The following is a 3,609-nucleotide window of genomic DNA, read 5'->3' as shown; positions in this document are numbered from 1 at the left end:
CCGTACCCGCCTTGACCATTTCCGGGTGCGAATATTCGAGGTTGCCGTAGAAATGCCGGTAACTCTGCGGGTGGCTAGGAATTCGACGGCCGCGGCGTATCCCTGGATTCCCATTCCGGCGATCACCGCGGTGGCGATCGGGGAAATGAAGGAGTGGTGCCGGAATTCTTCGCGCGCGTGCACATTGCTGATGTGCACCTCGACGATCGGCACCTCGGGAACGACCAGCGCGTCGCGCAACGCGACCGAGGTGTGGGTGAGTCCGCCGGGATTGATGACGATCGCCGACTCGGCGCCCCTGGCCTGGTGTATCCGATCGATCAGCGCGCCTTCGTGATTGGACTGGAAGGCGGTGACGGTGCGGCCGAACCTGGCCGCGGTGCGTTCGCAGAGCGCCACGACGTCGTCGAGGGTGTCGGCGCCGTAGACCTCGGGCTGGCGGGTGCCGAGCATGTTCAGGTTGGGTCCGTTGAGCACCAGGATCGGGGCGACCGTGTCTGCCATGGCAACACCCTAACGGCCCGGCAGCGCCCGCCCGCGCGGCCGCACGGCCGCCGCGGCCCATCCCTCCGGTGTCACAGCCCCTTCGGCCCCTGGGCGCGCAGATCCTCCACGGTGCGCATGGCGGCGCGCAACTCGTCCAGCCACTCCTCGGCGTGCTTGCCCGCCAGGCGCACCGTCCACGCCAGCGCGTCCGAGCGCGAGCGCGCCACACCCGCGTCCACCAGGGTGTCGAGAACCTTGCGTTCCGGCTGGCGCAGCCTGGTCATCACCGGAACCGACAGCTGGGTGAACATGACCCGCTCGCGGCCTGCGCGCACGCCCCAGGCCACTTTGCGCCGGTAGCGGTACTCGGCCTCGCTCGCGATCTGCATCCGCGCGGGCCTGGTGCCCTCCCGGAAGCGGGCGATGGCGCCCTCCACGGTGGCCGCGGGGATCTCGGCCTCCTGGCCGGCCTCGCCCGCCGGGGACTCCGGCCTCGGCAGCGGCAGGGTGCCGACGACGACGATCTCGTCGCGGTCGATCTCGATCTCCGGCTGCCCGGTGAACCAGTCGCTCGGCAATCTTCCGGCGAACCAGTCCGGCACATCGGCGGCGTCGGGGAGGTCGGCCTGCTGCCAGCCTCCGGGGCGGCCGAACTCGCGTCCTCGATGATCATGACGCATGGCACTCACCTGCCGAACTATGTGATGGTGGTTACAGTGATTACAAGATTACGCCTTTGCGACGGCGAGCGGCAGGGGGCGGCGTAAGCCGGATTGCGCCCGGAGCGAACTGCGGTGATCGAAATGGGCTACCGGGCCGCCCGGCGCGCATCCGCGCGACCCGGTACGGTGGCGGCGCCGGTTATGGCCTTGTAACCGGACCGCACCCATGTTCGGCCGCTGGCACGCGGAATTTCGGGCACAATCGATATGCTGAGCATGGGTAACGTCCCGGTCACCGGGGCGACGCGGGCGCATTTCATTCAGGTACGGTGGTCTTGTTGCTGGAGTGACAAGAGTGAAGAGTGGGCGATATGGATGTGTGGGGATCCCGCCGCTTTCGCGTCCGGGGCGCTATGGCACTCGCGGGAGTGACGGCTGCGGTGATGGCCTTGACGGGGTGCGGATTCCATACCGAGACGAGTGAGCCGGAGGCGCTCGTCGACCGCTTCACCGAACTGCTCGACGAGCAGGAATACCAGAAGGCCGCCGATCTCACCTCCTATCCGAACGCCGCCTCGGCAACCATGTCGCAAATGTTCGAGGGATTGCGGCCCGGCACCGTCGACTACGAGAAGACCCAGTTCATCGGCCTCGACGACGAGTCGGCCATCTTCAGCATGGACGTGGTCTGGAACTTCGGCGAGAACCGGGACTGGGGCTACAGCCTGCAGGGCACGGTGCGCAAGCTGGCGATCGGCTGGCGCATCTCCTGGGAGCCGCAGCTGGTGATGCCGGAACTGGCGGGCGGGCGGACGGTGAAACTGGTGCGCACCTACCCCGAGCCCGCCCCGCGCGTGATCGACATCGTCGGCGAATCGCTGATGCACGAGCAGGTCATCAACCTGGTCAAGCTCGACCCGGCCAGGATGCCCGACCCGGTCTTCTCCACCGACGCCCTGGCCAAGGCCATCGAGCCGGTGGCTCCCCTCATCACCGGCGAGTACCTGCGGGAGAAGCTGGCCGAGTCCAAGGGCGAGCCGGTCCTCGCGGTGCGGCTGCGCGAGGGCGACTTCGCGATCCTGGAGCCGCGCATGGCGCCCATCCCGGGCGTGGTCATGGAGAAGTCACCCGAACTGATCTCCTCCGACCGGCGGGTGTGGTCGCCGATGCTCGACGCTCTGCGCAATGTCTGGAAGGAGAGCCAGGAGCAGCACTCGGGCTGGGGCGTGCAGATCTACGAGCCGGACGGCGAGTTCGTGCGGCAGGTCGCGGGCCACCAGGGCCCGCCCGGCCCGCCCATCATCGCCACCATGGACCAGCGCCTGCAGCGCGCCGCCGAGGACGCGGTGGTCAGCGTCGGCACGCCTGCCTCGATCGTGGCGATCCAGCCGTCCAACGGCGCGGTGGTCGCGGTCGCGCAGAACAGCTACGCCACCGACCTCGGCCCGGTGGCCTTCACCGGCCTCTACCCGGTCGGCGGCACGGTGGAGCTGTTGCGTGAGGTCGCGGCGCTGCAGAAGGACAAGGCGCCCAAGGACGTGACGGTGCAGGACGCGGCGGAGGCGGCGACCGCGCTCGGCCTCGGGGTCGACTTCCAGGTGCCCGGCCTCGACGAGGTGACCGGCCGGATCACCGTCGGCGGGCGCGGCGCCGAGCAGGCCAGGCAGGGCGGCTCCTCGGATGTGGTGCTGGCCAGCCCGTTCGGCATGGCGATCGCGGCGGCGGCCATCGCCCGCGGCGAGGTGCCCGCGCCCTCGATCGAACGGGACCGGCCCGCGAGCACCGACGCGCAGCTGGAACCGCTGGGCAATCCGGTCGTCGACCGGCTGCGCACCGTGCTGCGCGACGAGATGGGCAAGCCGCATCTGACCCCGCTGCGCGGCTACCCGGTGATCGCCTACGCGGCCGAGGCGGGCTCGGACGGCTGGCTCATCGCCAACATGGGCGACCTGGCCTTCGCCGTCCACATCGCCGACATCGACAGCGCCAACGCCACCGCCAGGATGGCCGCGCGCATGTTGCAGGCGCTGGCCAAGCCGGAGATCTGAGCGCTCAGGAGCGGGTGACCAGGGCGAAGATCGCGCGCCAGCCGATCAGGAAGACCGCGAGCACGGTGCTGGCGACGGCGATGAAGCCGGCCGCGGTGCCCTGGTCGGCGAGCACCCGGGTCAGCATGCCGCCGGCCAGCGTGCCGAACCACACGGCCACGCCGGTGGGCCACACCGCGGCGGGCGCGAAGCCGCCGAGATCGAGCAGCCTGGTCAGCAGCACGGCCAGCGCCCAGCCGAGCGCCAGACCGACCGCGAACGGCCACAGCGTCTTCATCAGCCCGGCGAGCACCGCCTCGTCGTGGCTGCGCCGCCCGATGGCGCAGAAGACCGCCACCAGCACCAGATCGACCACTATCGCTGTCCACACAGTTCGCACCCGGCCAGGGTAGTTCGGGTGGCCGGTGCTACTC

The 3,609-nt window shown here is 69.8% G+C and carries 3 protein-coding genes and 1 pseudogene; 1 reads left to right on the top strand and 3 read right to left on the bottom strand.

What is annotated here, in order from left to right; translation table 11 throughout:
• Nucleotides 1–69 precede the first annotated feature (69 nt).
• Together aroQ and QH283_RS11390 are read right to left on the bottom strand one after the other, a co-directional pair.
• Nucleotides 70–504 (bottom strand): annotated as a pseudogene (aroQ, locus tag QH283_RS11395) (type II 3-dehydroquinate dehydratase); the annotation flags it as partial.
• A 71-nt stretch (nt 505–575) separates the two neighbouring features.
• A complete protein-coding gene (locus tag QH283_RS11390; RefSeq protein WP_280502978.1) occupies nt 576–1,166 on the bottom strand; it encodes a hypothetical protein in 591 nt (196 codons plus the stop codon).
• Between the two features lie 425 nt (nt 1,167–1,591).
• Between QH283_RS11390 and QH283_RS11385 the strand changes: the two genes are divergently transcribed.
• Nucleotides 1,592–3,196: an NTF2-like N-terminal transpeptidase domain-containing protein gene (locus QH283_RS11385; RefSeq protein WP_280502975.1), complete on the top strand. Its 1,605-nt coding sequence runs from the start codon at nt 1,592–1,594 to the stop codon at nt 3,194–3,196.
• A gap of 4 nt (nt 3,197–3,200) precedes the next feature.
• Here QH283_RS11385 and QH283_RS11380 read toward each other — a convergent pair.
• Nucleotides 3,201–3,609: DUF3054 domain-containing protein (locus tag QH283_RS11380; protein ID WP_432420708.1), on the bottom strand; the 409-nt coding region annotated here is incomplete at its 5' end.

The organism is Nocardia farcinica (assembly GCF_029867845.1).
Taxonomy (GTDB): domain Bacteria; phylum Actinomycetota; class Actinomycetes; order Mycobacteriales; family Mycobacteriaceae; genus Nocardia; species Nocardia farcinica_A.
The sequence above is the reverse complement of the archived record's forward strand: the minus strand, read 5'-3'. Positions and strand labels throughout refer to the sequence as shown.